The organism is Paraflavitalea speifideaquila, assembly GCF_032395985.1.
GTDB classification, from domain to species: Bacteria; Bacteroidota; Bacteroidia; order Chitinophagales; family Chitinophagaceae; genus Paraflavitalea; species Paraflavitalea speifideaquila.
The window spans coordinates 2018757-2041186 of record NZ_CP135920.1; the positions used below are offsets into that span (position 1 = coordinate 2018757).

Annotated in this window: 29 protein-coding genes; 22 read left to right on the forward strand and 7 right to left on the reverse strand. The window is 48.8% G+C overall.

What is annotated here, in order from left to right; genetic code table 11:
- Positions 1 to 47: 47 nt before the first annotated feature.
- The 3 genes from fmt to RS881_RS13990 form a co-directional block, all read right to left on the reverse strand.
- Positions 48 to 1046, reverse strand: a complete 999-nt coding sequence (fmt, locus tag RS881_RS13980; RefSeq protein WP_315821640.1) for a methionyl-tRNA formyltransferase — start codon at positions 1044 to 1046, stop codon at positions 48 to 50.
- 1578 nt (positions 1047 to 2624) lie between these two features.
- A complete protein-coding gene (locus RS881_RS13985; RefSeq protein WP_315821641.1) occupies positions 2625 to 3056 on the reverse strand; it encodes a DUF1343 domain-containing protein in 432 nt (143 codons plus the stop codon).
- A 205-nt stretch (positions 3057 to 3261) separates the two neighbouring features.
- Entirely contained in the window at positions 3262 to 3942 is a 681-nt protein-coding gene (locus RS881_RS13990) for an exo-beta-N-acetylmuramidase NamZ family protein (protein WP_315821642.1), read from the reverse strand.
- A gap of 297 nt (positions 3943 to 4239) precedes the next feature.
- Between RS881_RS13990 and RS881_RS13995 the strand changes: the two genes are divergently transcribed.
- From RS881_RS13995 to RS881_RS14010, 4 genes are all read left to right on the forward strand, one after another.
- A complete protein-coding gene (locus RS881_RS13995; RefSeq protein WP_315824473.1) occupies positions 4240 to 4425 on the forward strand; it encodes an FKBP-type peptidyl-prolyl cis-trans isomerase in 186 nt (61 codons plus the stop codon).
- The gene (locus RS881_RS14000) at positions 4403 to 4696 is read left to right on the forward strand and encodes an FKBP-type peptidyl-prolyl cis-trans isomerase (RefSeq protein WP_315821643.1); all 294 of its coding nucleotides are present in this window, start codon (positions 4403 to 4405) and stop codon (positions 4694 to 4696) included. The genes RS881_RS13995 and RS881_RS14000 overlap by 23 nt, the downstream gene beginning before the upstream one ends.
- A 92-nt stretch (positions 4697 to 4788) precedes the next feature.
- A complete protein-coding gene (locus RS881_RS14005; RefSeq protein WP_315821644.1) occupies positions 4789 to 5220 on the forward strand; it encodes a hypothetical protein in 432 nt (143 codons plus the stop codon).
- An 11-nt stretch (positions 5221 to 5231) separates the two neighbouring features.
- Complete coding sequence (locus RS881_RS14010) at positions 5232 to 5390, forward strand: hypothetical protein (protein WP_315821645.1); 159 nt, start codon at positions 5232 to 5234, stop codon at positions 5388 to 5390.
- A 217-nt stretch (positions 5391 to 5607) separates the two neighbouring features.
- On the opposite strand, the gene RS881_RS14015 is transcribed toward RS881_RS14010, so the two are convergent.
- Positions 5608 to 6438 carry a CPBP family intramembrane glutamic endopeptidase gene (locus RS881_RS14015; RefSeq protein ID WP_315821646.1) on the reverse strand — a complete coding sequence of 277 codons (831 nt, stop codon included), beginning with the start codon at positions 6436 to 6438 and terminating at the stop codon, positions 5608 to 5610.
- Positions 6439 to 6513: 75 nt separating this feature from the next.
- Here RS881_RS14015 and pepT point away from each other — a divergent pair, with 75 nt between their 5' ends.
- The 4 genes from pepT to RS881_RS14035 all read left to right on the forward strand — a co-directional run bounded on the left by pepT (position 6514) and on the right by RS881_RS14035 (position 9373).
- The gene (gene pepT / locus RS881_RS14020) at positions 6514 to 7230 is read left to right on the forward strand and encodes a tripeptide aminopeptidase PepT (protein WP_315821647.1); all 717 of its coding nucleotides are present in this window, start codon (positions 6514 to 6516) and stop codon (positions 7228 to 7230) included.
- On the forward strand, positions 7191 to 7763 hold the full coding sequence (locus tag RS881_RS14025; RefSeq protein ID WP_315824474.1) for a M20/M25/M40 family metallo-hydrolase: 573 nt from the start codon (positions 7191 to 7193) through the stop codon (positions 7761 to 7763). Before pepT ends, RS881_RS14025 begins: the two co-directional genes overlap by 40 nt.
- A gap of 478 nt (positions 7764 to 8241) precedes the next feature.
- Positions 8242 to 9087 (forward strand): hypothetical protein, encoded by an 846-nt coding sequence (locus tag RS881_RS14030; RefSeq protein ID WP_315821648.1) that lies wholly within the window; start codon positions 8242 to 8244, stop codon positions 9085 to 9087.
- 7 nt (positions 9088 to 9094) lie between these two features.
- Positions 9095 to 9373 carry an OmpA family protein gene (locus RS881_RS14035; protein WP_315821649.1) on the forward strand — a complete coding sequence of 93 codons (279 nt, stop codon included), beginning with the start codon at positions 9095 to 9097 and terminating at the stop codon, positions 9371 to 9373.
- A gap of 135 nt (positions 9374 to 9508) precedes the next feature.
- Here RS881_RS14035 and RS881_RS14040 read toward each other — a convergent pair whose 3' ends face one another.
- Positions 9509 to 10420 carry a YpdA family putative bacillithiol disulfide reductase gene (locus RS881_RS14040; protein WP_315821650.1) on the reverse strand — a complete coding sequence of 304 codons (912 nt, stop codon included), beginning with the start codon at positions 10418 to 10420 and terminating at the stop codon, positions 9509 to 9511.
- Positions 10421 to 11122: 702 nt separating this feature from the next.
- Here RS881_RS14040 and RS881_RS14045 point away from each other — a divergent pair.
- From RS881_RS14045 to RS881_RS14095, 11 genes are all read left to right on the forward strand, one after another.
- Entirely contained in the window at positions 11123 to 12022 is a 900-nt protein-coding gene (locus tag RS881_RS14045) for a TonB-dependent receptor plug domain-containing protein (RefSeq protein WP_315821651.1), read from the forward strand.
- Between the two features lie 374 nt (positions 12023 to 12396).
- On the forward strand, positions 12397 to 13341 hold the full coding sequence (locus RS881_RS14050; protein ID WP_315821652.1) for a TonB-dependent receptor domain-containing protein: 945 nt from the start codon (positions 12397 to 12399) through the stop codon (positions 13339 to 13341).
- Positions 13242 to 13916: a SusC/RagA family TonB-linked outer membrane protein gene (locus tag RS881_RS14055; RefSeq protein ID WP_315824475.1), complete on the forward strand. Its 675-nt coding sequence runs from the start codon at positions 13242 to 13244 to the stop codon at positions 13914 to 13916. The genes RS881_RS14050 and RS881_RS14055 overlap by 100 nt, the downstream gene beginning before the upstream one ends.
- A gap of 68 nt (positions 13917 to 13984) precedes the next feature.
- On the forward strand, positions 13985 to 14239 hold the full coding sequence (locus tag RS881_RS14060) for a hypothetical protein (RefSeq protein ID WP_315821653.1): 255 nt from the start codon (positions 13985 to 13987) through the stop codon (positions 14237 to 14239).
- Positions 14240 to 14279: 40 nt separating this feature from the next.
- Positions 14280 to 15647 carry a RagB/SusD family nutrient uptake outer membrane protein gene (locus RS881_RS14065; protein ID WP_315821654.1) on the forward strand — a complete coding sequence of 456 codons (1368 nt, stop codon included), beginning with the start codon at positions 14280 to 14282 and terminating at the stop codon, positions 15645 to 15647.
- A gap of 197 nt (positions 15648 to 15844) precedes the next feature.
- Positions 15845 to 16240, forward strand: a complete 396-nt coding sequence (locus RS881_RS14070) for a hypothetical protein (RefSeq protein ID WP_315821655.1) — start codon at positions 15845 to 15847, stop codon at positions 16238 to 16240.
- Entirely contained in the window at positions 16237 to 16530 is a 294-nt protein-coding gene (locus tag RS881_RS14075; protein ID WP_315821656.1) for a hypothetical protein, read from the forward strand. The genes RS881_RS14070 and RS881_RS14075 overlap by 4 nt, the downstream gene beginning before the upstream one ends.
- Positions 16531 to 17107: 577 nt before the next feature.
- A complete protein-coding gene (locus RS881_RS14080; RefSeq protein ID WP_315821657.1) occupies positions 17108 to 18046 on the forward strand; it encodes an SPFH domain-containing protein in 939 nt (312 codons plus the stop codon).
- A gap of 217 nt (positions 18047 to 18263) precedes the next feature.
- Entirely contained in the window at positions 18264 to 18965 is a 702-nt protein-coding gene (locus RS881_RS14085; protein ID WP_315821658.1) for a MotA/TolQ/ExbB proton channel family protein, read from the forward strand.
- Between the two features lie 180 nt (positions 18966 to 19145).
- Complete coding sequence (locus RS881_RS14090) at positions 19146 to 19397, forward strand: biopolymer transporter ExbD (protein WP_315821659.1); 252 nt, start codon at positions 19146 to 19148, stop codon at positions 19395 to 19397.
- Complete coding sequence (locus tag RS881_RS14095) at positions 19376 to 19543, forward strand: hypothetical protein (RefSeq protein ID WP_315821660.1); 168 nt, start codon at positions 19376 to 19378, stop codon at positions 19541 to 19543. Before RS881_RS14090 ends, RS881_RS14095 begins: the two co-directional genes overlap by 22 nt.
- Positions 19544 to 19934: 391 nt before the next feature.
- On the opposite strand, the gene RS881_RS14100 is transcribed toward RS881_RS14095, so the two are convergent.
- Entirely contained in the window at positions 19935 to 20384 is a 450-nt protein-coding gene (locus RS881_RS14100; RefSeq protein WP_315821661.1) for a N5-glutamine methyltransferase family protein, read from the reverse strand.
- An 85-nt stretch (positions 20385 to 20469) separates the two neighbouring features.
- Positions 20470 to 20925: a class I SAM-dependent methyltransferase gene (locus RS881_RS14105; RefSeq protein WP_315821662.1), complete on the reverse strand. Its 456-nt coding sequence runs from the start codon at positions 20923 to 20925 to the stop codon at positions 20470 to 20472.
- A 174-nt stretch (positions 20926 to 21099) separates the two neighbouring features.
- Here RS881_RS14105 and RS881_RS14110 point away from each other — a divergent pair, with 174 nt between their 5' ends.
- Genes RS881_RS14110 through RS881_RS14120 form a run of 3 tightly spaced genes read left to right on the forward strand, consistent with a single transcriptional unit; the run spans position 21100 to position 22165 of the window.
- The gene (locus RS881_RS14110) at positions 21100 to 21444 is read left to right on the forward strand and encodes a bifunctional diaminohydroxyphosphoribosylaminopyrimidine deaminase/5-amino-6-(5-phosphoribosylamino)uracil reductase RibD (RefSeq protein WP_315821663.1); all 345 of its coding nucleotides are present in this window, start codon (positions 21100 to 21102) and stop codon (positions 21442 to 21444) included.
- Between the two features lie 17 nt (positions 21445 to 21461).
- Complete coding sequence (locus tag RS881_RS14115; protein WP_315821664.1) at positions 21462 to 21959, forward strand: bifunctional diaminohydroxyphosphoribosylaminopyrimidine deaminase/5-amino-6-(5-phosphoribosylamino)uracil reductase RibD; 498 nt, start codon at positions 21462 to 21464, stop codon at positions 21957 to 21959.
- A complete protein-coding gene (locus RS881_RS14120; RefSeq protein WP_315821665.1) occupies positions 21956 to 22165 on the forward strand; it encodes a hypothetical protein in 210 nt (69 codons plus the stop codon). Before RS881_RS14115 ends, RS881_RS14120 begins: the two co-directional genes overlap by 4 nt.
- The last annotated feature ends 265 nt before the right edge of the window (positions 22166 to 22430 follow it).

Here is a 22430-nt window from a genome sequence, read left to right on the forward strand (position 1 = left end):
GGTGCAACTACACCGCCCAGTCTGGTGTCTAGGCGTACTAGTGCCCCTCAAGCAAACGATTCTGTATTCTGAATTCTGTATACTGTGTTCTGTATGGTTAAAACCGAAACCCCCGCAAAAACTCCTCGATCGTCATCCTTTTTTCCCTTCCAGTTGTAGGTCCAGCACATGGATATAGCCATCTGCACAGGCAAATTTAAGATACGTCTTCCCGTTTGTATCTGCCGTACCCTGTGGGATCGTAGGAGGTGCGATCTCTTTTTCGAGCGATAGATCTTCAGCATTTTGTCCTGCAGATAAGTAAACGCTCCCGGATAGGGCGACAAACCACGGATCAGGTTATGTATTTCAAACGAAGTTTTATGCCAATCGATCTTAGCCGTTTCCGTGAAGATCTTCGGTGCATGCCGTAGCTCCACACCCGCACCATGTTCCGTTCCCGATTCCTGCGCCTTCTCCTCAATCGTTCCACTCACCAGCCCTTCCACCGTTTTTACCAGTAGTTTGGCGCCAACCTCCTTCATATAATCGTGCACATCGCCAGCTGTATCATCTTCACCAATCGCAAAACTGTCCTGCAACAAAATATTTCCTGTATCGATTGCATGCTGCAATTTAAACGTCGTTACCCCCGTTTCCTTTTCACCATTGATCACTGCCCAGTTAATGGGCGCGGCTCCACGGTATTGCGGCAACAAGGAACCATGTACATTAATAGTGCCCAGGGACGGCATACTCCAAACTACTTCCGGCAACATCCTAAAGGCTACTACTACCTGCAGGTCTGCCCTTAAAGACCGCAATGTTTCCAGGAAGCCCGCATCTTTCAGCTTTTCCGGTTGTAGCACCAGCAACCCTTGCTCCACCGCATATTTTTTGACCGCACTTTCAGTCAGCTTCATGCCCCGGCCGGCCGGTTTATCCGGCGCTGTTACCACCCCTACAATGCATGCACCGGCCTTTACCAACCCATCCAGCGAAGCCACCGCAAACTCCGGTGTACCCATAAATACAATCCTTGTATCTTTCAATAGATCATTCATCATGATTATTTGATTATTCTATTTCAAAGCACGAACTCCTATTCCTGGCGCAAGGAACTGTCATCCAAATTTTATTTGTTTGCCCTTGGCGAAAGGTGGGGCGCTCTGCAGACTGGCAAATGCAGCGTTGTAGAGCGGCTCACCTTCATCAGGAAAGAGGTGACACCTTTCCCTTACCACGAAAACGAAAAGGTGTCACCTCTTAGCCCCCCTGGCGCAAGTATGCAGCCCGGCTTAGTGTGCTGGCGTACTTGTGCCTTCGAAGCAAACGTATTCACGATTGCCGATTCACGATCTCAATTAGCGCAAGTATGCGCCATTAAGCTTACAATTCATTCAAGCCTGCAAGTCGTCAAAAGTAAATAACCAAAGCTACACCTGGGGAGGAGCAGGCCCGTCTGGCCGCCCGGCGGGATCGGGCCAGACTTGATCTTTTGGTTCTTTTGCATCAAGGCAAAAGAACATATAAAAAGTGCCACCAGGCACCCTGGCAAAAGAACAGAAAAGCTGCCCCTGGCGCAAGCTGTCCCTTAAAGGTGGGTCGCTCTGCAGCCTTGGCGTATGCAGCGCTGTAGAGCGGCTCACCTTCATCAGAAACCCCCGGTGTGCCGCCGTCTTTGCACCCCAACCGAACAGTAAGTTTACCAGTCATTCAAACCCGCAGGTCGCCCAAAACAATAACCAACCCTACACAGGAGGAGGAGCAAGCCCGTCTGGCCGCCCGGAGGATCGGGCCAGACTTGATCTTTTGGTTCTTTTGCATCAAGGCAAAAGAACATATAAAAAGTGCCCCCAGGCACCCCTGGCAAAAGAACAGAAAAGCCGCCCCTGGCGCAAGCTGTCCCTTAAAGGTGGGTCGCTCTGCAGCCTTGGCGTATGCAGCGCTGTAGAGCGGCTCACCTTCATCAGAAATCCCCGGTGTGCCGCCGTCCTGGTACCCCAACCGACCTGTAAGTTTAACAGTCATTTAAACCTACAGGTCGCCTAAAACAATAACCAACCCTACACCTGGGGAGGAGCAGGCCCGTCTGGCCGCCCGGAGGGATCGGGCCAGACTTGATCTTTTGGTTCTTTTGCACCAAGGCAAAAGAACATATAAAAGCGCCACCAGGCACCCCTGGCAACAGAACAGAAAAGCCGCCCCTGGCGCAAGCTGTCCCTTAAAGGTGGGTCGCTCTGCAGCCTTGGCGTATGCAGCGCTGTAGAGCGGCTCACCTTCATCAGAAAACCCCGGTGTGCCGCCGTCCTGGTACCCCAACCGAACAGTAAGTTTACCAGTCATTCAAACCTACAGGTCGCCTAAAACAATAACCAAAGTTGCACAGGGGAGGGGTGAGCCCGTCTGGCCGCCCGGAGGGGATCGGTCCAGACTTGATCTTTTGGTTCTTTTGCATCAAGGCAAAAGAACATATAAAAAGTGCCCCAGGCACCCCTGGCAAAGGAACAGAAAAGCCGCCCCTGGCGCAAGCTGTCCCTTAAAGGTGGGTCGCTCTGCAGCCTTGGCGTATGCAGCGCTGTAGAGCGGCTCACCTTCATCAGAAAACCCCGGTGTGCTGCCGGCCTGGTGCCCCTTGTTGCCTTTCAAAAATCCTCATACAACAAATACTTCTTCCTGATCTCCTTAAATTGACTCAACCCTGGCTCCCAACTCTTCCGGATCTCAGCCTCTGTTTTCCCTTCCTTCACTTGCTGTAGCAGGATATTATTACCAGCCAGCTTATTGAAAAAGTTCCCTTTGTTCAGGAAAAAACTATCCTTCTGTGGAAATTGTTGATAGGCTTCCAACAAATATTTGATCTGTACACGGCTGTCTACTTTGGACAATACCCCTGCTACATCACCCCGCAGGTCCCAACCATAACACAACTGGTCCTTTAACTTGGGGTTCGTAGCACCTGGTTTACTATGTGGTGTAAAGGAGGCCAACGTTTTCGGTAAACTGGGATGTCCAAATAACTGGAATGGTTTATCTGTACCCCTCCCTTCACTCAATACCGTCCCTTCAAAAAACAAGTAGAGGGATACCAGTAGATCGATTGGATTTCTGGTAGGTTAGGGGAGGGCTTTACCGGCAGAATGTATTTACTGGTATGCGTATAATTTAGACAAGGAATGATCGTCAGCGAAAAGGATTTACTACTAGCTGGTGCCCGCCTTCTTTCCATAGCCGCACGCTCGGGCGAAGCTGGGATATTGATAGGCCCCGTAACCGGTTTACTCAACCAATTTTCCCCTGCCAGCATATAAGCGTACTCTCAATCGTCATGCCATAAACAATGGGCACAGGCTGCATGCCTACAAACGACCGGAAAGCCGTATCCAATACCGGCCCATCCACGTAAAACCCATTGGGGTTGGGGCGGTCAAGAATGATCAGCGGTTTATTGTTTTCGATCGCCGCTTCCATATACTCCTGTAGCGAAGAAATATAAGTATAGAAACGCGTGCCCACATCCTGAATATCAAAAAGCAGCACATCTACATGTTGTAGATCAGTGGCCGATGGGCCGTGTTTAGAGCCATACAGCGAAACTACCGGTATCCCCGTTTGCCCGTCCGTATAATTCCCCACTTTTTCACCCGCATCTGCTGTGCCACGGAACCCATGCTCCGGCCCAAAGATCACCGTAATATGCACCCCCTTACCCTTCAATACATCTACCAGATTTTGCTGACCGATTACCGAAGTATGGTTGGCAAATATCCCCACCCGTTTTCCTTGCAGCCGTGGTAAGTATTGATCCAATCGCTCGGCGCCAGGCACCACCACATCGTCTCTTATAGGCCGGCCATATGCCCCATCGCCTTTCAGCGCCGCCCCCGGCTGATCCCTGCCTCCCCTTGAGCCCGCACCCAATCCCAGGGCGCTTATTATCAAAATGATAACAATCCTATGCATAGCTTTAAGTAATTGAGCATCAAAGATAGTTTTTTCTGCCTGCTACTAGCCCCTTACTCCTTTCCAGTAGCCCGAACCTGTTAAATGAAAAACGGCCAACTACCTTCCGGCATCTGGTAACAGGTATCCGGCAACTACTATCCCGGCCCAAAAGCCTGCCTCAAATCCTGTATCCTGAATTGTCTTCTGGTTTTTTCCCGTTACTTTGCCCAGGTGGCCGGTCTGTTTTCTTGTCGAGGCCGATTAGAAACGAGTTGGTAACTGCCGTTTTAAATAACTATTATAAAATTATTTGTGATGCAACAAGCAAAAGCTGGTGATACAGTTAAAGTTCACTACCATGGCCGTTTAACGGATGGAACTACATTTGATTCTTCGGAAGGCCGTGAACCACTCGAATTCGAAGTAGGCAGTGGCGCTGTAATTGCCGGATTTGATACAGGCATTACAGGGATGGCCATTGGTGAAAAAAAGGACCATTGAAATACCTGTCGAACAAGCCTATGGCCCCAAAGATCCAGGTATGCTCGTTGAGTTTCCCAAATCCAACTTCCCCGATGATATGAAGCCCGAACTCGGCATGCGCCTCAACATGACCAACGGATCTGGGCAGGTTATTCCCGTGGTAATCACCGATATCAAAGAAGATACCGTGATCCTCGATGCCAACCATCCCCTGGCCGGTGAAGCCCTCATTTTTGATATTGAGCTCGTTTCCATCGGTGGTGGTGCTTCCCGCATCATAATGCCTTGATTTACTGTGCAGGAAACTGCATTTTACCATAGTAAAAGCCCGGTATGAACTTACCGGGCTTTTTTATATTTTGGCCCCAAAGTTTATACCCTATGAAAGTCTTTTACACCACTATCCTTGTATCCCTATTCCTGCTGGGTGCCCGGTCTTCCCATGCCCAGGAGTCCGACACTGCCATTGCTACCCGCAATGCTCTCAGATATGCCGACAGCATCGTGAAGGCCAATTTTTACCAGGATTGGAAAACCTTCATGGATTTAAGTTGTCCCTCGGCCATTAAATATTACGGTGGGCCCGTACAATTTAAGGAACGGGTAGTACTCATTTATTTCCGCAATGAACCCAAACTCGAAGAAAAACCCGAATCAATCAGGGTTATTGAGATCCGTAATGAGATCGACCAATGGCAATGCGTCGTCGAAAAGGTACGTCAAACCTTTATCAACGATAAAAGGCCATCATTACCTCCTACCTGGTCGGCCAATCACTCGATGCAGGCGAAACCTGGAAATTTATCGATGTAAGCCATAATTCCATGGAAAGCGTCGCTTATCTCCTGCCCAATGTTTTTGGCGATCTGGCTATTCCCTTGGGTAAAACAGTTTACCCGGATGAAGTCGTAGCCCAGCCGGCAGAAGAACCAGCATCCACCAAATCCACAGCCAAAAAGAAACATACTGCCAAAGGACGTTAAACGATTCTTTATTTCATCCGTATGCTCACAGCTCGATGCTCATAGATTTAATGATCATAGTAGTAGTTAGATGGTCCGTCCCGCTTCGGCGGGACTTTTTATTGCTTATGTCAGCCTATACTTATTGACCGTCATCCTGCCTCTCGAAGGCGACTTAAAGGCGGCTCACCCTGATGATGCCTGACAAATGCCTGCTAATAGGCGTTTTCTCATTGCTTCATTTACTAATTTTCTCATTCCCCTGTTGCCACCACCAACACAAAAGAACTGCCAGTACCAACAACCCGGTAGCCACCATCGACCCTTCAAATCCAAAGGCCCCGCCTGTCAACAACCCATCCCCTTTTCGATCCATTTGCCAGATACTTTCTATACCCAGCCCACTCACTGCATAACCCAATACCGCTCCCTGGAAAAAATTCCAGGTAAAATGGAAACAGATCGAAAACCAAAGATTACGCGTATAGATATAATTGATACCCAGCAATACCCCGCCTGCCAATAAATTCAACAAGGCTACCGGGTTAAGCGCCGCATTGCCCAGGTGCACAAGCGTAAAAAGCAACGATGCCACACCCAGTGCTGCCCATTTGTTGAACGAAGTAAGCAGGTTGTTTAAAATATAACCCCTGAAAACCATCTCCTCACTCAGCGCCGTGAGCATAAAAAGCACCAATCCCGTCAACAAAGCGCCCCCATCCAACCGCGTATCCAGCCAGTCAATATGCTCCGTCCAATACAAGATCAGCGATCCGGCTCCCAGCAACACCAGCGCCAGTACAATTCCTACCCCCGCATACCGCCCTTGCCCCTTCCAGCTGAAGCCCATACTGAAGATCGATTTTCGGTCAATCAACCGCCGGAACAAACATACCATCCCAATCGATAAGATACTGCTCGAAACCAATATCACGATGTTCAGCATCGGATCATTAAGCAATACTTCCGTGGGACTGCCGGGATGTTGCAGCGCCCAGGCCACACCAGCGCCTGCGCTGACCACGAAATAGATACCGGGGTATGCGATCAAAAAAACGAGCGCCCGCACCCATCCTTGTTTAATTACAGGTGCCCGATTATTAGGTAATGCCATAATAGTATATCTTGCCAAAAATACAATGGCATGTTCGATAATTACCAGTTTACCGTAAAGGAAAATTTTATACGTTATGTGCAGATAGATACCCAGAGCGATCCCCAATCAAAAACGTTCCCTTCTACCGAAAAACAGAAAACACTGGGCCGCCTGCTTGTACAAGAACTACAACAAATGGGCCTGGCCGATGCCCACCTCGATCCTTTTGGTTATGTATATGCCACCATCCCAGCCAATACCCCCAAACAAGTGCCCGTCATCTGCTTCTGCGCCCACATGGATACCGCACCCGATTGTACAGGCACTGGCGTAAAACCCATTATACACCAAAACTATGATGGCGGAGATATCCAATTGCCCGACGATCCCACACAAATTATTTCACCCGCCGATCATCCCTACCTCCGCAAAAAAATAGGAGAGGACATCATCACCGCTTCCGGTACCACCTTACTGGGTGCCGACGACAAAGCAGGCATTGCTGTCATCATTGACATGGCCCATTACCTCCTGACCCATCCCGGCATACAACATGGCCCTGTTAAAATATTATTTACCCCCGACGAAGAAATTGGACATGGTGTAGACAATATCGATCTCCAAAAACTGGGCGCCGATTTTGCCTATACACTCGATGGGGAGAACGTGGTTCTTTTGAAGCCGAAACCTTTTCCGCCGATGCCGTCACCATTACCTTCCATGGCATCAGCGCCCATCCCGGATATGCCAAAGACAAACTCGTGAATGCCATCAAGGTCGCTGCTTATTTCCTCGACCTCCTGCCCAAAGATGCCTGGTCACCCGAAACCACCGAAGATCGCTACGGTTTTGTTCACCCCGTCCACATAGAAGGCATTGCCGAAAAGGTCACCATCCAATTCATCATCCGCGATTTCTATACCCACAAACTAGCCGCCTACGAAAACTCATTGCGTGATGAGCTCGAATCAGCTCTAATGAAATTCCCTGGCGCCAAAGCCGATTTTGTCGTCAAAGAACAATACCGCAACATGAAAGAAGTGTTGGACAACCATCCCCAGGTTTCGGCCAATGCCATAGCTGCCATCCAACGCGCAGGCATCCCTGTCATTGAAATGAGTGCCCGGGGCGGTACCGATGGCTCTAGACTTTCCTTTATGGGATTGCCTTGCCCCAATTTATTTACCGGCGAAATGGCCTTCCATGGCAAACACGAATTCGTAAGCGTACAAGACATGCAAAAGAGCGTCGAAACCATCGTTCACCTCGCTATGATCTGGGAAGAGCAGAGTGAATAGCCAGCCCTGATCATTGAACATTGAGTATTCAACATGGAGCATTTTAATTGTTGGCACACCCCTGGCGCAAGCTGCCGCTTAAGGGTGGGTCGCTCTGTAGCCTTGGCGTATGCAGCGCTGTAGAGCGGCTCAATTGTTGACGCAAGTATGCCAGGTTTTGGCGCAAGTTTGCAGCGTAGGTTTGTGCAGATGCGTACTTGTGCCCATTCGAGCCTACTGGTCATTCAAATCTAATTGCTGCTGAAAAAATAAACGAAGCTGCACCTGGGGAGGAGTAGGCCCGTCTGGCCGCCCGGAGGGATCGGGGCAGACTTGATTTTTGGTTCTTTTGCATCAAGGCAAAAGAACGAAAGAGTATTCAAGGCAAAAGAACAGAAGGAGAGTGCAAAAGAACACAAAAAAGCCACGGGGCTACCCTTTTCAACATTTCAACTAAAAAGCCAACCTTTGTTGATCCGTATTCGTCAGTTGTATAGTTATGCGATTAACAACCATTGCAATATTATGCTTTGCATGCCTCCCCACCCAATCACAAAACCTCATCCCCAATGGCGGTTTTGAAGAAGAGAACATTTGCGTGGAATACAAGCACAACTGCGCCCCCGAAGCCTGGATCGCCAATTCCCTATGGGCCAATTATTACTATTACACCCCGGGTAAAGCTTTTGAGGGCACCCATTTTGTGGGCTTGTCTGCCGGCGATGCATACCAGCGAGGCGTACACAACTTCATTCGCACCCGGCTACTATGTGCCCTCCAACCAGGCCACCAGTACCAGTTACAGTTTTGGTTACGCTCGCGTCAGGATATACTCGATAGCATAGCCATTTACTTTAGTGCCGGCGATTTCCTCTTCGAGAAAAAGAATTTTAAACAACTCCAACCACAATTGTGGGCGACCAATGCCTTGGATACCTTAGAAGCCGATCCCTACAATTGGCAAAAAGTGAGACTCATCTATACCGCTACGGGTGAAGAAGGTTTTATCACCATCGGCAGCTTCAACCGCAAAGAATACCGGTTCAAAGGCAGTCCCGATTTTCAGCGCGAGTACCAGGTCTTTCTCGATGCCGTATCCCTCGTACCCCTCGATCCCCGCGAGCGCCTTTGCCCCCAGGCCGATAGCGTCAAAGCAGCTATTTATAATGAGAGCCAGCGACATGAATTCCTGAAAAGACAGGTTTATACCAATACCAAAAATCCCCAGCCATCATCCCATTGCCTCCCACCGTCAACCGCTCCCCAATACCCAGGCAACACATCGACACCCTCGTCATTCCCGATATATTTTTGCCACCGCCAGCGCCCGTTTATCACCCAATAGCCACGCCTTGCTCGACAGCTTTTCCAATAAGCTCGCAACCTATAACATCGACTCCGTGGTGATCGAAGGCCATACCGATAGCGTGGGAAAATTAACCTACAACGAAACATTGTCCGCCAACCGCGCAGCAGCAGTAAAACAATACATCCTGGCAAAATTACCGTCGGCCAAAACCAATTTCATTACCCGTGGGTTTGCCTTCCTGAAACCCATTGCCTCCAATAAAACACCCACCGGCCGCCAACAAAATAGGAGAGTAGAGATCTATGTATATAGAAAAGAATGAACCTCCAGGTACCAACTCATAGGCCCGGGATCTGAAGTTTGAATACGACGACCGCAGCCTGAAGCCCAAAGTTTGAATTTACCACCAACCACTAGCTACTCACCATTCACCACTCGAAACAACAGTGTGCACCATTCACGACTGCCTTCGCACAATCTCCCCCACAATCTTATCCGCATGTATCCTCGAATTTTCAATAAACCACACATGCGTATTCATACCCCCGCATACCACCCCCGCCAGGTACACATTGCGCAGGTTCGTTTCCATCGTATCAGCATTATAAGTAGGTTGCAGCAGCCCATCCTCCGATAGTTGGATGCCCATCCGCCGTAGGAAATCAAAATTGGGCTGATACCCCGTTAAGGCAATCACATAATCATTCTCGATCGTTACCACCCCATAAGGCGTTTGAAGGTCTACTTCCTTGTCCCGGATCGCCAATAACGTAGAATTAAAATACGCCTTGATACTTCCTTCTTTGATCCGGTTTTCAATATCCGGCTTCACCCAGTATTTTACCCGGTCACCGATCTTTTCCTTCCGTACCACCATCGTTACTTCCGCACCCTTACGCCAGGTTTCCAACGCAGCATCTACCGAGCTGTTACTGGCCCCTACTACCACCACCTTTTGCAACCCATAGAAATGCGCTTCCTTATAATAATGTACCACCTTGCCCAATTCCTCTCCCGGTATATCCAGCAGTTTAGGGATATCATAAAACCCCGTGGCAATAATAATATAGCGTGCCGTATACGCCCCGCGCGAACTCCTCACCCGGTAGCCTTCTCCATCCTCTTCAATACCTTGCACTTCTTCCTGCAAATGGATCTTAAGCTCGTTCGACAGCGCCACCCGCCGGTAATATTCCAGCGCTTCCGGTCGCGTAGGCTTTACATGATTCGATACAAAAGGCACTCCGCCAATTTCCAGTCGCTCCGAGGTCGAGAAAAACGTCATGTTCAAAGGATAATTGAACAACGAATTCGTCAAACATCCCTTTTCAATCACCAAATAATCCAGCCCCGCTTGCCTGGCTGCCAACCCACAGGCTAACCCTATTGGGCCACCGCCGACGATCACTAATGTATAATGATGCTGCATAATGTAATAGTATGGATGTAGTTTAGCCTGCTTTTTACGAATTTCATCGTATGCAAATGTCAGTTCAGTTGATATATGCGACACAATTATATATATAATATTAACTGCAAAAATTTTTTTGTGCAGCACCACAATTAGATTTGGTGTCAAGTATCGGTTAACAATTCAATAACGACTTTTTGAAAACGAATTCACATGAGAAAATTACCAACACTAATACTGGCCAGGTTCCACCTCAATGCGAACACTTGCGATCCCTTTGCCGGTAAATCCAACATCGTTTCATTCAGATGATCTTTTCTTAAGGGAAGTTCCTTTACCCTTTTAGCCATGAAAAAACAAACGTGTGTACACCTGGTCACTGACCCGTTGTAATGGTTTGCGTATGCTCCTACAGGAAGGCCCTGTTTCTCTTTTTAGCCATGGAAAATAAGAAGTATTGCCGGTTGACTTACAGTAGCCGGTCATACGCCGTTCTCATCTGCGGGTAATTACCCGTTTGCTTAAGCCATGAAATTGTTATAACGGTTAATGTTGACCGATGGTCAACATAGGCTATACCTATGCCTCATTGTTAGGGCATTACTATGTACAGTGGACAACTATGTTTTTAATCATTCCTAAATACGAAACGAAATGAGCATGAGAAAAACGCTGGCGTTTATGGTCAGCATGTTGCTGCTAACTGGCTCACTGTTGGCCCAAACCCGGGTAATAACCGGTAAAGTTACAGACGAAAATGGTGGCCCCATCCCCAACGCTTCTGTTATGATCAAGGGTAGCAATACAGGTGCTACCACCAATAGCGAGGGCGCCTTTTCTATCACCGTTCCAACCTCAGCCAGGATCCTGGTTATTTCTTCTGTAGGCTTAAGCTCCTCAGAAATTGCTATCGGTACCCGTACTTCCATCAACGTTACCCTGAAGTCACTCGATAAAGAACTCCAGGAAGTAGTCGTAGTGGGTTATGGTACACAAAAGAAAAATTCAGTTACTGCGAATATTACCACCGTGAAAGGAGCGGCCATTGCCGATAAGCCGGCTCCCAGCTTCGAAGCTTCTTTGGGCGGTCGTGCGGCAGGTGTACAGATCACCATTCCCAACGGGGTCGTCAACAACCCTCCGGTTTTCCGCATCCGTGGTACCAACTCCATCAACCTCTCCTCTTACCCATTGATCGTAATTGATGGCATCCCCACCTTTACCGACAACCAAAGTAGTGGTTTCGCCGCTTCCAACCCACTGGCCAGCGTAAATCCCGCCGATATCGAAAGCATGGACATCCTCAAAGACGCGGCCGCTACCGCTATCTATGGTAGCCGGGGTGCCAATGGCGTGGTACTCATTACCACCAAAAAGGTAAACGCGGTAAAGCCAAAGTTACCTACGATGGTTGGGCAGCATGGTCCAAACCAACCCGCCTCTGGGATATGCTCAATGCCAAAGAATATATGGAGGTCAAGAACGAAGGCCTCGCCAACTCTTCCCCTGCCCAGCCCCCAGGTTTCCTGCCTGCTCAAGGGCCCGATGGAAAGATATTGATACCGATTGGTACGATTACGCATACCGCAACTCATTTTCGCACAACCACAACGTAGCCATCTCCGGTGGTAGCGATGCTACTACCTTTTATTTCTCGGCTGGTTATACCGATCAGCAAGGTATCATCCTGAAAAACTCTTTCAACCGCAAGAATGTCCGATTTAATGTCGACCACCGCGTCAATAAAAGACTGTCTGTTGGTTTGAATGCAAACTATTCCAACGAATTCAATAAGGCTGCTGCTAACTCTGGTTCACTTCCCGGCGCCGCCTTCGCATCGGCAGGCCTCGCTCGTCTTGCTTTGGCCCTGCCCCCAATATCTCCCCTACAACAATGATGGTACCTACAACGTCGTTGGTAACGCCATCGGTAAAATGAACAACAAGGATGCCATTTCCTTCTGGAATCCAGTTCCCATTATCGACAACAACTATTCTAACAACGAGAACGACCATATCCAGGGGAATGTATACCTCCAGTTCAAACCCATTCCCGATCTTACTCTTCGTACCAACTACGGTATCGACTACCTCAATATTGATAACCGCGCTTTCAGTACCCCCATCATTGGTGATGGATTCCCAAATGGATCAACCTTTGCCTTACTCAACAAAATGAAACGTTGGGTGTGGACTACTACTGCTCAATATGACCATACCTTCTTCGATAAACATGCCGTATCCTTACTCGTTGGTACCGAGCAACAGCGCAGCACCACCGAAAGCTATGGTATCAACCGCACCCAGCTAAGCGATCCCTTCGTCTCCAACATTCAAGGCGGCTGGCAGGCTCAAACTGCAACGGGTATGGGCATCGGTGAAAACTACCTCTGGAGCGGATTCTCCCGCCTCAACTATGAATTCGACAAGAAATACTTCTTGAGCGGATCATTCCGCCGCGATGGCTATTCTGCTTTTGCCGATGGACTCGAATATGGTAACTTCTACAGCTTCGCAGCTGGTTGGGATATCGCACAGGAAAAATTCTTTGCCAATAGCCCACTTGGTAAGGTTGTAAATAGCTTAAAGCTGAGAGGTTCTTATGGTACAGCCGGTAATATTTCCGGTATCGACAACTTTGGTTCCTATTCCTTTTATGGTGCAGGCACCTATAACGGAACTGCCACACTGAACTTTACACAGGCTGGTAACCCCAACCTTACTTGGGAAACCAGCAAAAGACCGACGTTGGATTTACTTTCGAGTTATTCAACAACAAGATCAGCGGCGTATTCGCCTATTATAAAAACAACATCGACGGTCTCCTCCTGCGGGTTTCACAGGCCCCCTCCACAGGTATGCCCAACAACCCCCTCATGAACATCGGTGAAATGTACAACCAGGGTATTGAAATAACCCTCAATGCTACACCCGTTTCCCAAAAGGATTTCCGCTGGAATACCTCCTTTAATCTTTCTACCAATAAGAACGAGGTAACCAAACTGGCCCCCGGCGTACCTTTTATTACAAATGTCACAGGCCTCGAAACTGCTAACATCACCATGCCTGGCTATGCCCTTGGTTACTTTTACCTGCTCCCAACTGCTGGCGTTGACCCTCAAACAGGTCGCCGCATATTCATCAACAACGCCGGCGAAAAGATATTGTACAACCACGCTGGACCCACAGGACAAAAATATACCTACATGAAAGATGGTACAGTGGCACCGGCTATCGATCCCGGTAAAGACCAAAAACCCATGTACAATCCCCTGCCCAGGATCTATGGCGGGTTCGACAATACATTCACCTATAAGAATTTTGATCTGAACGTATTGATCACCTATCAGGCTGGCTTCTACGTATACAATGGAACTCAGGCTACCATTCGCGACCAACGTTTCTGGAACAACGAAAAAGCCGTGCTCAACCGCTGGAAAAACCAGGTGATATAACCGATATCCCTCGCCTCGTTTTTGGTGATAACGTATCCAATGGATCAGCTAACCCCATTTCCGATAACGTGCAAAAAGGCGATTTCGTTAAGCTGCGCAACATAGCGCTGGGTTACACCATCGATCCCAAGCTCGTTCAAAGACTGGGTATCGCCAGTGCAAGGTTCTATGTGTCTGGACAAAACCTGGCCGTCCTCACCAAGTACAATGGACCCGATCCCGAAGTAGCCACCAACGGCAACAGCAATGGTAACCAGGGCGTAGACCGTAATGCAGTGGGCAATGCACTCATAGTTACTGTTGGCCTTAATGTTGGATTCTAATTATTCGATCAACACACAAAAAATAGAACATGAAAAATATATGTTTAAGCTGGCAATCGTGGGAGGAATTACGATGGTCTTGTTTTCCTGCCAGAAAAGCACCTTAAATCCCACATCCACTACTAGCTTGTCGGATGTAACCGCCTTCCAAACAATCGACCGTATCGACAACCAGGTAAAAGGTATTTATTCAGCCCTCAAATCCGGACAAATGTATGGTGGCCGATATTTCCTCTACAATGACAGCCGAAGCGAAAACTTCATTTCCGACGATGGAAACCGCGTGACCGTACGTGCACCTTGGGAATTTTCCATCAACAGTGGCGACGATGAGTGCCGCAACCTCTGGGCCGCCGCTTATACCGCCATCAACCGCGCCAACCTCTTCCTCGATGGGATGGAAGCAACCGGCAATGCAGTAGCAGGAGATAAAGCCAAAGTCTTCAACGGCGAAGCCAGGTTTGGCAGGGCCATGGCTTATTATAGTCTCCTCCAATTATATGCACGTCCTTATTGGGATGGTAATGGAAGCAAACGCGGTCTCCCACTGCGACTCAAAGGCATCAAAGGACCTGGTTCCAACAACCTCGCTTCTTCTACCGTCGCCGAAGTGTACAAGCAGATTATTGACGACCTCGATTTCGCCGAGACCAACATGAACGTTACCGTGTCCGATGCAACCACACGCACCATCAGGGCTCACCGCAATACCGCTATTGCATTAAAAGTAAGAGCTTACCTCGCCATGCGCGATTATGCCAAAGTAATTACCGAGGCTAATAAGATCGTGTCCGATGCGGCCCCCTTCAAAGCAAATTCAGGCGTTGCCCATGCATTGGCTACCAACATTACCACCCTGTTCGCTGGTACCAGCACCGATTTAGAGAATATTTTCTCCATGCCCTTTACTTTAAATGATGCGCCTGGTACACAAAACCAACTGGGCCATTATTACCGCCCCGCCAGCAGTGGCGGCGCAGGTATCTTCTTCCTCAACCGGTCCGCCATTGCAGGAGATGCGAGCTGGAAGAATACCGATAGTCGTCGCAAACTGATGGATACCGTTTCCGGTAAAACCTACCTGAAGAAATTCAACAGTGGTGCACCCTGGCTCGATTGGGCCCCCGTACTCCGCTATTCCGAAGTATTACTTAGCCTCGCCGAAGCACTGGCCCGTGGCAATGCTGGTGGCGTAGATAACAGGGCCGTAGCTTTACTCAATGCAGTGCGCAACCGCTCCGATGCCGCTACCACATTCACGGCCGCCGATTTCGCCAATTCAGCAGCACTCGTTGATGCCATCATCAAAGAAAGGAACATCGAGTTCCTGGGCGAAGGCATCCGTGGCCTGGATATTACCCGCCTGGGATTGATTTCCCCGGTAAAACAGCCACCAACGGATATGTAGTAACACCTGTTGCTCCTTCCAACCAGGCCTATATCTGGCCCATCTCATCCGATGAAACAAGGCTCAACGCCCTTGTCGGCAATTAGAACAGGATCACCATAAGTGAATCCATAAAAAGATACCCCGGAATGTATCATTCCGGGGTATCTTTTTATTTTCGACCGGCCACCCCTATCAGGTATGTAAAATTCTATATTATGTATGCAAAATTATTGACGGCTTTTTTATGCCTCCTCCAGGCTGCTGGTGCCTTAGCACAAACCTCCAACCCCTTCTTGAACGATGCCAATGGCCGCCCCATGTACATGCAAACAAGCTACCGCAGCGAAGGCAGCCCCTACTACCACGAACAATACAGCCTCGCCGAAATCACTTCAGTAGCCGGTAAGGTCTATTCCAATGTCAATGTCAAGATCAACATACAAACCAATGAGGTCCTTTACATGTCCGCCGATGGCAAAGAAATGATCACTACCATGCCCGTCAAGCGCATCCGCTTTATTGGTTTTATGAGCGAGCAGGGCGCTGCCGACAGAATACTCGAATCCTTCGGACAGCCCCTCAACACCACGGGCACCCCGTATACGAAGTGATCGACACAGGCCATGCTACCTTACTCAAGCAGATCAAAGTTTCTTATGTCGATTCCAAAGAGTTCAATCAGTCCAGCATCACCCGCAATTTTCAACGCAACGAAACCTACCATATCCTCACCTCCAATGGACAGGTCGAAAAGATCAGCGGTGGAAAAGAAGGCATCCGCAGCCTCCTCAAAGACAAAGACCCCGAAGTAACCGCCTTTATCGAAAAGAACCGCCTCAAATGTCGCGGACTCGAAGATTACCGCAAGGTCATCACCTATTACAACACCCTTTTCAAATAGTCCATTCCAAAACCAATACATCGAATACCAAGCACTCCCCAGAGTGCTTTTTTATTACCCTCCTCACCGCCGCAAAGAAAAGGACTGCCAATTCAAGATTGCCGATTCATCCCACAACCCTGGCGCAAGGAACTGACATCCAAATTTATTATCACTGGCAAGTAGGCAGCTCAGCTTCGTGTGCTGGTGTACTTGTGCCCACCTGAAAGCCTGCTAGTCATTCAAATCTAAAGGCTGCTCAATGTAAAATAAACAAAGCCACACCTGGGGAGGAGCAAGCCCGTCTGGCCGCCCGGAGGGATCGGGCCAGACTTGATTTTTTTGGTTCTTTTGCATCAAGGCAAAAGAACAGAAGAAAAGTGCCGCCAGGCACCCTGGCAAAAGAACGAAGGAGTAGTCAAGGCAAAAGAACAGAAAAACCGCCCTGCCTGGCAAGGCAAATCCCTGGCGCAAGTCTACAGACCAGCTCAGTGCGCTGGCGCCCTTGTGCCAACGAAGCAAAAGATTGCCGACTGCCGGGTAATTCCCGCCTTCTCATTCACGATAAAAGTCCTACTTTCAGCAAAATATTTGTCATATGGACCTTTTGCAATCCTATTGGTGGATCATTCTCATAGTTTTGATCCTCTTTGCCGGACTCAAAACCATCAACCAGGGTTTTGTTGGTGTTATTACCATGTTTGGAAGGTACCAGCGGGTGGTACGTCCGGGCCTCAGGCTCCTCATACCTTTCTTTGAAAAGGTACACAAACGCGTCAGCGTACAAAACCGCTCCGTCGAAATGGAGTTCCAGGCCGTCACCGCCGATCAGGCAAATGTTTATTTTAAAAGCATGCTCTTGTATGCTGTGCAGAACGACGATGAAGAGACCATCAAAAAAGTGGCCTTTAAATTCCTCAGCGAGCGCGACCTCATGCAGGCCCTCACACGCACCATCGAAGGCACCATCCGGTCCTTTGTGGCCACCAAGCGGCAGGCCGAGATCCTGGCCCTGCGCAGGGATCTTGTGGAATACGTAAAAGAACAGATCGACCAGCTCCTCGAAACCTGGGGTTATCACCTTCTCGATCTCCAGATCAACGATATTACTTTCGATCAGGCCATCATGGATTCCATGAGTAGGGTAGTGGCCTCCAACAACCTCAAAGCCGCTGCCGAAAACGAAGGACAGGCCCTCCTCATCACCAAAACCAAATCTGCCGAAGCCGAGGGCAATGCCATCAAGATCGCTGCCGAAGCCGAACGCCAGGCTGCTCAGTTACGTGGACAAGGTGTGGCCCTCTTCCGCGAAGAAGTGGCCAAAGGGATGAGCCATGCTGCCGAACAAATGAAACAGGCAAACCTCGATACCAATGTCATCCTCTTCAGCATGTGGACCGAAGCTGTCAAGAATTTTTGCCGAATACGGCAAGGGAATGTCATCTTTCTCGATGGCAGCCCCGATGGCATGGAACATACCATGAAACAAATTCAAGCCATGATGATGAAAAAGCCGGCACCTAATGCAGTCCGGTAGCCAGTAAAGCCCGGAAGCAATACATAAACTTTACGGTTTTCTTTCGGACTTTCAGTCTTCCCGACTTCCGGTCTTCCCGACTTCCCGACTTCCCGACTTTCCGACTCAAAAACTTCCCGACTTCTATATAACAAAGTTTTAAGAAATATAAGTACCCCAAAAAACGTTTTAGGCACACATTTGATACTTTTACACCACTAAAACAATACTGGATGAATTGGTTTTTCTGCAGGTTACCAATCCGGCTACTTCCGCCGCTGATTCGTTGAGACAAGTGATACAAGGTAGTGGATCAGCGCCTTCTATGAATGTTATGGAAATGCTGGCCCATGGTGGCCCCTTAATGATTCCGTTGGCTTTATTACTTGTTTTAGCCGTGTTTTTCTTCTTTGAACGGTTGATCGCTATCCGCAAGGCCAGCAATATCGATCCCAATTTCATGAACATTATCCGCGATAATGTATTCAGTGGCAACGTATCAGCCGCCCGTTCCCTGGCAAAGAACACTTCCAATCCAGTGGCCCGGATGATCGACAAAGGTTTGCAACGTATTGGCAAACCCATCGACGCCATCGAAAAAAGCATGGAAAACGTAGGCAAACTCGAGATCTATAAAATGGAGCGCAACCTGTCCATGTTGTCCCTTGTGTATGGTATTGCCCCCATGTTTGGCTTTTTGGGTACCATTTTCGGGATGCTTCAACTGTTTTATAACATCAATGCTTCGGGCGATTTTACCCCTGCCCAGATTGCGGGTGGTATCTATACCAAAATGATCACCTCCGCCAGCGGGTTGATCATTGGTCTTTTGGCCTATGTAGGTTACAACTTCCTCAATGCCCAGATCGATAAAAATGTGAACAGGATGGAAGTGGCCAGCGCCGAATTCATTGATATCCTCCAGGAACCAACCCGGTAGGATTTGAATGGCTGATTATTGATTAATAATTATTAATTAGTAATCAATAATCAGGATATCACTTTGAAGGAATCGTATCGAAAGGCTTTTAACCCCTTTAGGGGTTAAAGCTTTGTAGCAAAAATTAAGATAGAGAATTTCATTTGCCCTGTAGGGGCAATCCTCGTAAAAGAATATTGAATGAACTTAAGAAACAGGTTAAGATCACACCCGGAATTGCATGCAGGAGCCCTGAATGACATCCTGTTCATCCTCCTGTTCTTTTTCCTGATCGTTTCCACCATTGCCAACCCCAATATTGTGAAGGTGAACAATCCCCGGGGTACAAAAGATACCAAGGCCAAACAACATATTACCGTGTCCATCGATAATTCCCAGCAATTCTATATCGGCACCAAAAAGCCGATCCCATGCTCTTCGATACCTTGCTGAAGGCCGAGATCGCCAAATTCAAAAAACAGATCGATACCCCCGTGGTCGTTATCAATGCCGATACCACCGCTTATTGGGGCGAGATCTTCCGTATTATGCGGGTATCCAAAAGCGTCGGTGCCAAGGTCGTGGCCAATGTGAAGTAACAATTCTGTAAATAGAAAAGCCCTTTTGGTTACCTGCCGGGAGGGCTTTTCTATTTTTTAGCCAATCTTGCCTGCACGCTTATGGCCTAAATCTGCACCGTTACAAGCCAAAACCGCACACTTATTGATTGGTGCTTTGTGAATTGAATATGTAGTTTTTACTTCATAGCAATGAACAGTACCAATATCTTTTATAGTTTGTTGGCTGTTCTGTATAATTTTTTTGTTTAACCCAATAAGGCGATTGGTGCTTACACCAATTACCGGTACCCTATACGATTCGAAACCGGGTCATTACCCCATCCCGACAGCTTTTCCTTCTTTTGTAATGACATATCCCAATATTTGAGTTTAAATGAAACCGTCAGCCTTATCTTAAATATATTACTTGCTAATCGATTTTCATAGCCCGGATCATCCGGTCCTTGCCCTGCATGTCTTGCTTCAATACCACTTCCCCAAAGCCATGATCCCGGAAAAGCTGCACCGTAGCTTGGCCCAGGTCTTCATGGATCTCCACATATACCTTTCCTCCCGGCAACAAATGCGTGTTGGCAAACCTGGCAATATGCCGGTAAAACAACAACGCGTCATCGTCTTCCACAAACAAAGCCAGGTGCGGCTCATGCTCCAATACATTGGCGTGCATCGTTTCCTTGTCCTTCACCGGGATATAAGGCGGATTGCTCACAATGATATCTACCCTTGGCAGCAAGTCCCAGTCATAGGATCGCAGAAAATCTATCTGGCGCCATTCGATGACAGCTTCATGCGTGCTGCCATTCTTTCTGGCTACCTCCAGCGCCCCGGGACTTACATCACAGCCATACACTTCCGCCATAGGCAGTGCTTTTTTAAAGCAATGGGAATACAGCCACTGCCCGTGCCAATATCCAGGATGCGGCAACGAGGGAAATGAATATCTTTTACATGGGTGGGCGCCGGTAAAAAATCCGAGGTAGGCAAAACCTGCGCAGATGTGAGCGGAATAACATCAAAATTGGTAAACCGGCTTTGGATAACCCCTGGTCCTGGTCCGATACGATCCATTCCACCAGCTCTTCCGTCTCAGGCCTCGGTATCAACACCTGTTCATCCACATACAGCTTCAGCCCGTAAAACCAGGCTTCATGCAATACATATTGCACCGGCACATGCTCCAGCAGTGCAGTCGTGTAAGTAGCCAGCCCAAGTTCCTGTTGTGGCGAAAGCGCATCATACTGACCCAGCAGCCGGTCCATCCTTTCCAGCCCCGTCACACTTTCCATCACCCAATTGGCAATATTGCCCGCCTCCCGCGGATCATAAATCGACTGTAACTGCACCCTTAACTCCTGTTGCGCCTGCTGGATCGTCATGCCGGTAAAGGTAGAATATGGCAACGAGGCAACAAGCCAACTTGTCAACAAACAGCCGTAGCGATGCAAAAGGTATCGAAGCTCGCAGCCCAAAGCTCGTAGCTCACAGCTGCCTGTTCCAACTTCCCGACTCACGGACTTTCCGACTTTCCCGACTTCCTCCTCCCCCAATCCGTTATCTTTGCGCCTCATTAACTATTGGCATTTACCGATTTGACGATCCACGAACCATACCTCCACCGCTGTCTACAGCTGGCCCGCCAGGCCGCTGGCCACACAGCACCCAACCCCCTGGTAGGCGCCGTACTCGTCCACCAGGGCCGTATCATTGGAGAAGGTTTCCACCGCCAATATGGTGGCCCCCATGCCGAAGTGAATTGTATCCAGTCCGTAACCGAGGCCGATGCCCACCTGGTGCCCGGGTCCACCATGTATGTGTCCCTCGAACCCTGCGCCCATTTTGGTAAAACACCCCCTGTGCCGATCTCATCATTCGTCACCGCATTCCCCACGTTGTCATCGGTTGCCGCGATCCATTTGTAGAGGTCGATGGCAAAGGCATGGAGAAACTACAGGCTGCCGGTGTACAGGTTACCCTGGGCGTATTACAAAAAGAGGCCGAAGCACTCAACAAGCGCTTCTTTACCTTTCACCGCCACCACCGTCCTTACATCATACTCAAGTGGGCCCAAACCGCCAACCAGATCATCGGTAATGCAGATCATTCCCGGCTGCATATTAGCCACGAGCTTACCAATCGCTTGGTGCACCGGTGGCGCAGCGAAGAAGCCGCCATCCTCGTAGGCACCAATACCGCCTTGTACGATGATCCCCGGCTCGATGCCCGTTTGGCGAGTGGTCCCAACCCCGTGCGATTGGTCGTCGATAGGCACCTCCGCTTGCCCACATCTTTGAAACTATTCGATCAAACAATACCCACCATCCTATTCAATACCCGCCAGCACCAGCAGCAGCCCAACCTATTGCATTACCAGGTTACCCATGATGCGAGCTTGGTGCACCAGATCGCCAATGCCTGCTACCAACAAAAATATTGAGCGTATTGGTCGAAGGCGGTGCACAATTACTGCAATCCTTTATCGATGCAGACTATTGGGACGAAGCACGCATCATTACCAATGATACCTTATTCCTCCAGGCCGGTATCCCGGCCCCTGTCTTGAATACAGGTACACTAGTGAGCACCGAAAAATTAGCTACCGATACCATCAGCATCATCAACCGTGAAAAACAAGAAGTGTGAAACAGGGAGTCAACAGTAAAAAGCACGAAGGCTGAGGTCAAAAGAAAAACGAAGCCAAACAGGAAGAGTGAATGCAGGGTCATGAAGTAAGAGGTCCGCAAAAGAACTTTCGGTCTTTCGGACTTTCCGTCTTCCCGACTTCCCGACTTCCCGAAACAAAAACAACCAGATGTTACAACCAACCGTCAGTATGCAGGAGCAGGATTTTTATTATACCGTAGAGAAGCCAGGTACCGCCGAATTCAAAGACAGGGGCAGCAAGTTC

What these genes read in the sequence shown, in the direction of transcription:
- RS881_RS14100 (WP_315821661.1), bottom strand. Translation starts at nt 20,384, where the DNA reads ATGGCGGAAGTGTATGGCTGTGATGTAAGTCCCGGGGCGCTGGAGGTA.
- fmt (WP_315821640.1), bottom strand. Translation starts at nt 1,046, where the DNA reads ATGATGAATGATCTATTGAAAGATACAAGGATTGTATTTATGGGTACA.
- RS881_RS14070 (WP_315821655.1), top strand. Translation starts at nt 15,845, where the DNA reads ATGTATGCAAAATTATTGACGGCTTTTTTATGCCTCCTCCAGGCTGCT.
- RS881_RS13995 (WP_315824473.1), top strand. Translation starts at nt 4,240, where the DNA reads ATGCAACAAGCAAAAGCTGGTGATACAGTTAAAGTTCACTACCATGGC.
- RS881_RS14090 (WP_315821659.1), top strand. Translation starts at nt 19,146, where the DNA reads ATGAACTTAAGAAACAGGTTAAGATCACACCCGGAATTGCATGCAGGA.
- RS881_RS14095 (WP_315821660.1), top strand. Translation starts at nt 19,376, where the DNA reads ATGCTCTTCGATACCTTGCTGAAGGCCGAGATCGCCAAATTCAAAAAA.
- pepT (WP_315821647.1), top strand. Translation starts at nt 6,514, where the DNA reads ATGTTCGATAATTACCAGTTTACCGTAAAGGAAAATTTTATACGTTAT.
- RS881_RS14115 (WP_315821664.1), top strand. Translation starts at nt 21,462, where the DNA reads ATGGAGAAACTACAGGCTGCCGGTGTACAGGTTACCCTGGGCGTATTA.
- RS881_RS14030 (WP_315821648.1), top strand. Translation starts at nt 8,242, where the DNA reads ATGCGATTAACAACCATTGCAATATTATGCTTTGCATGCCTCCCCACC.
- RS881_RS13990 (WP_315821642.1), bottom strand. Translation starts at nt 3,942, where the DNA reads ATGCATAGGATTGTTATCATTTTGATAATAAGCGCCCTGGGATTGGGT.
- RS881_RS14065 (WP_315821654.1), top strand. Translation starts at nt 14,280, where the DNA reads ATGTTTAAGCTGGCAATCGTGGGAGGAATTACGATGGTCTTGTTTTCC.
- RS881_RS14005 (WP_315821644.1), top strand. Translation starts at nt 4,789, where the DNA reads ATGAAAGTCTTTTACACCACTATCCTTGTATCCCTATTCCTGCTGGGT.
- RS881_RS14010 (WP_315821645.1), top strand. Translation starts at nt 5,232, where the DNA reads ATGGAAAGCGTCGCTTATCTCCTGCCCAATGTTTTTGGCGATCTGGCT.
- RS881_RS14050 (WP_315821652.1), top strand. Translation starts at nt 12,397, where the DNA reads ATGAACAACAAGGATGCCATTTCCTTCTGGAATCCAGTTCCCATTATC.
- RS881_RS14080 (WP_315821657.1), top strand. Translation starts at nt 17,108, where the DNA reads ATGGACCTTTTGCAATCCTATTGGTGGATCATTCTCATAGTTTTGATC.
- RS881_RS14045 (WP_315821651.1), top strand. Translation starts at nt 11,123, where the DNA reads ATGAGAAAAACGCTGGCGTTTATGGTCAGCATGTTGCTGCTAACTGGC.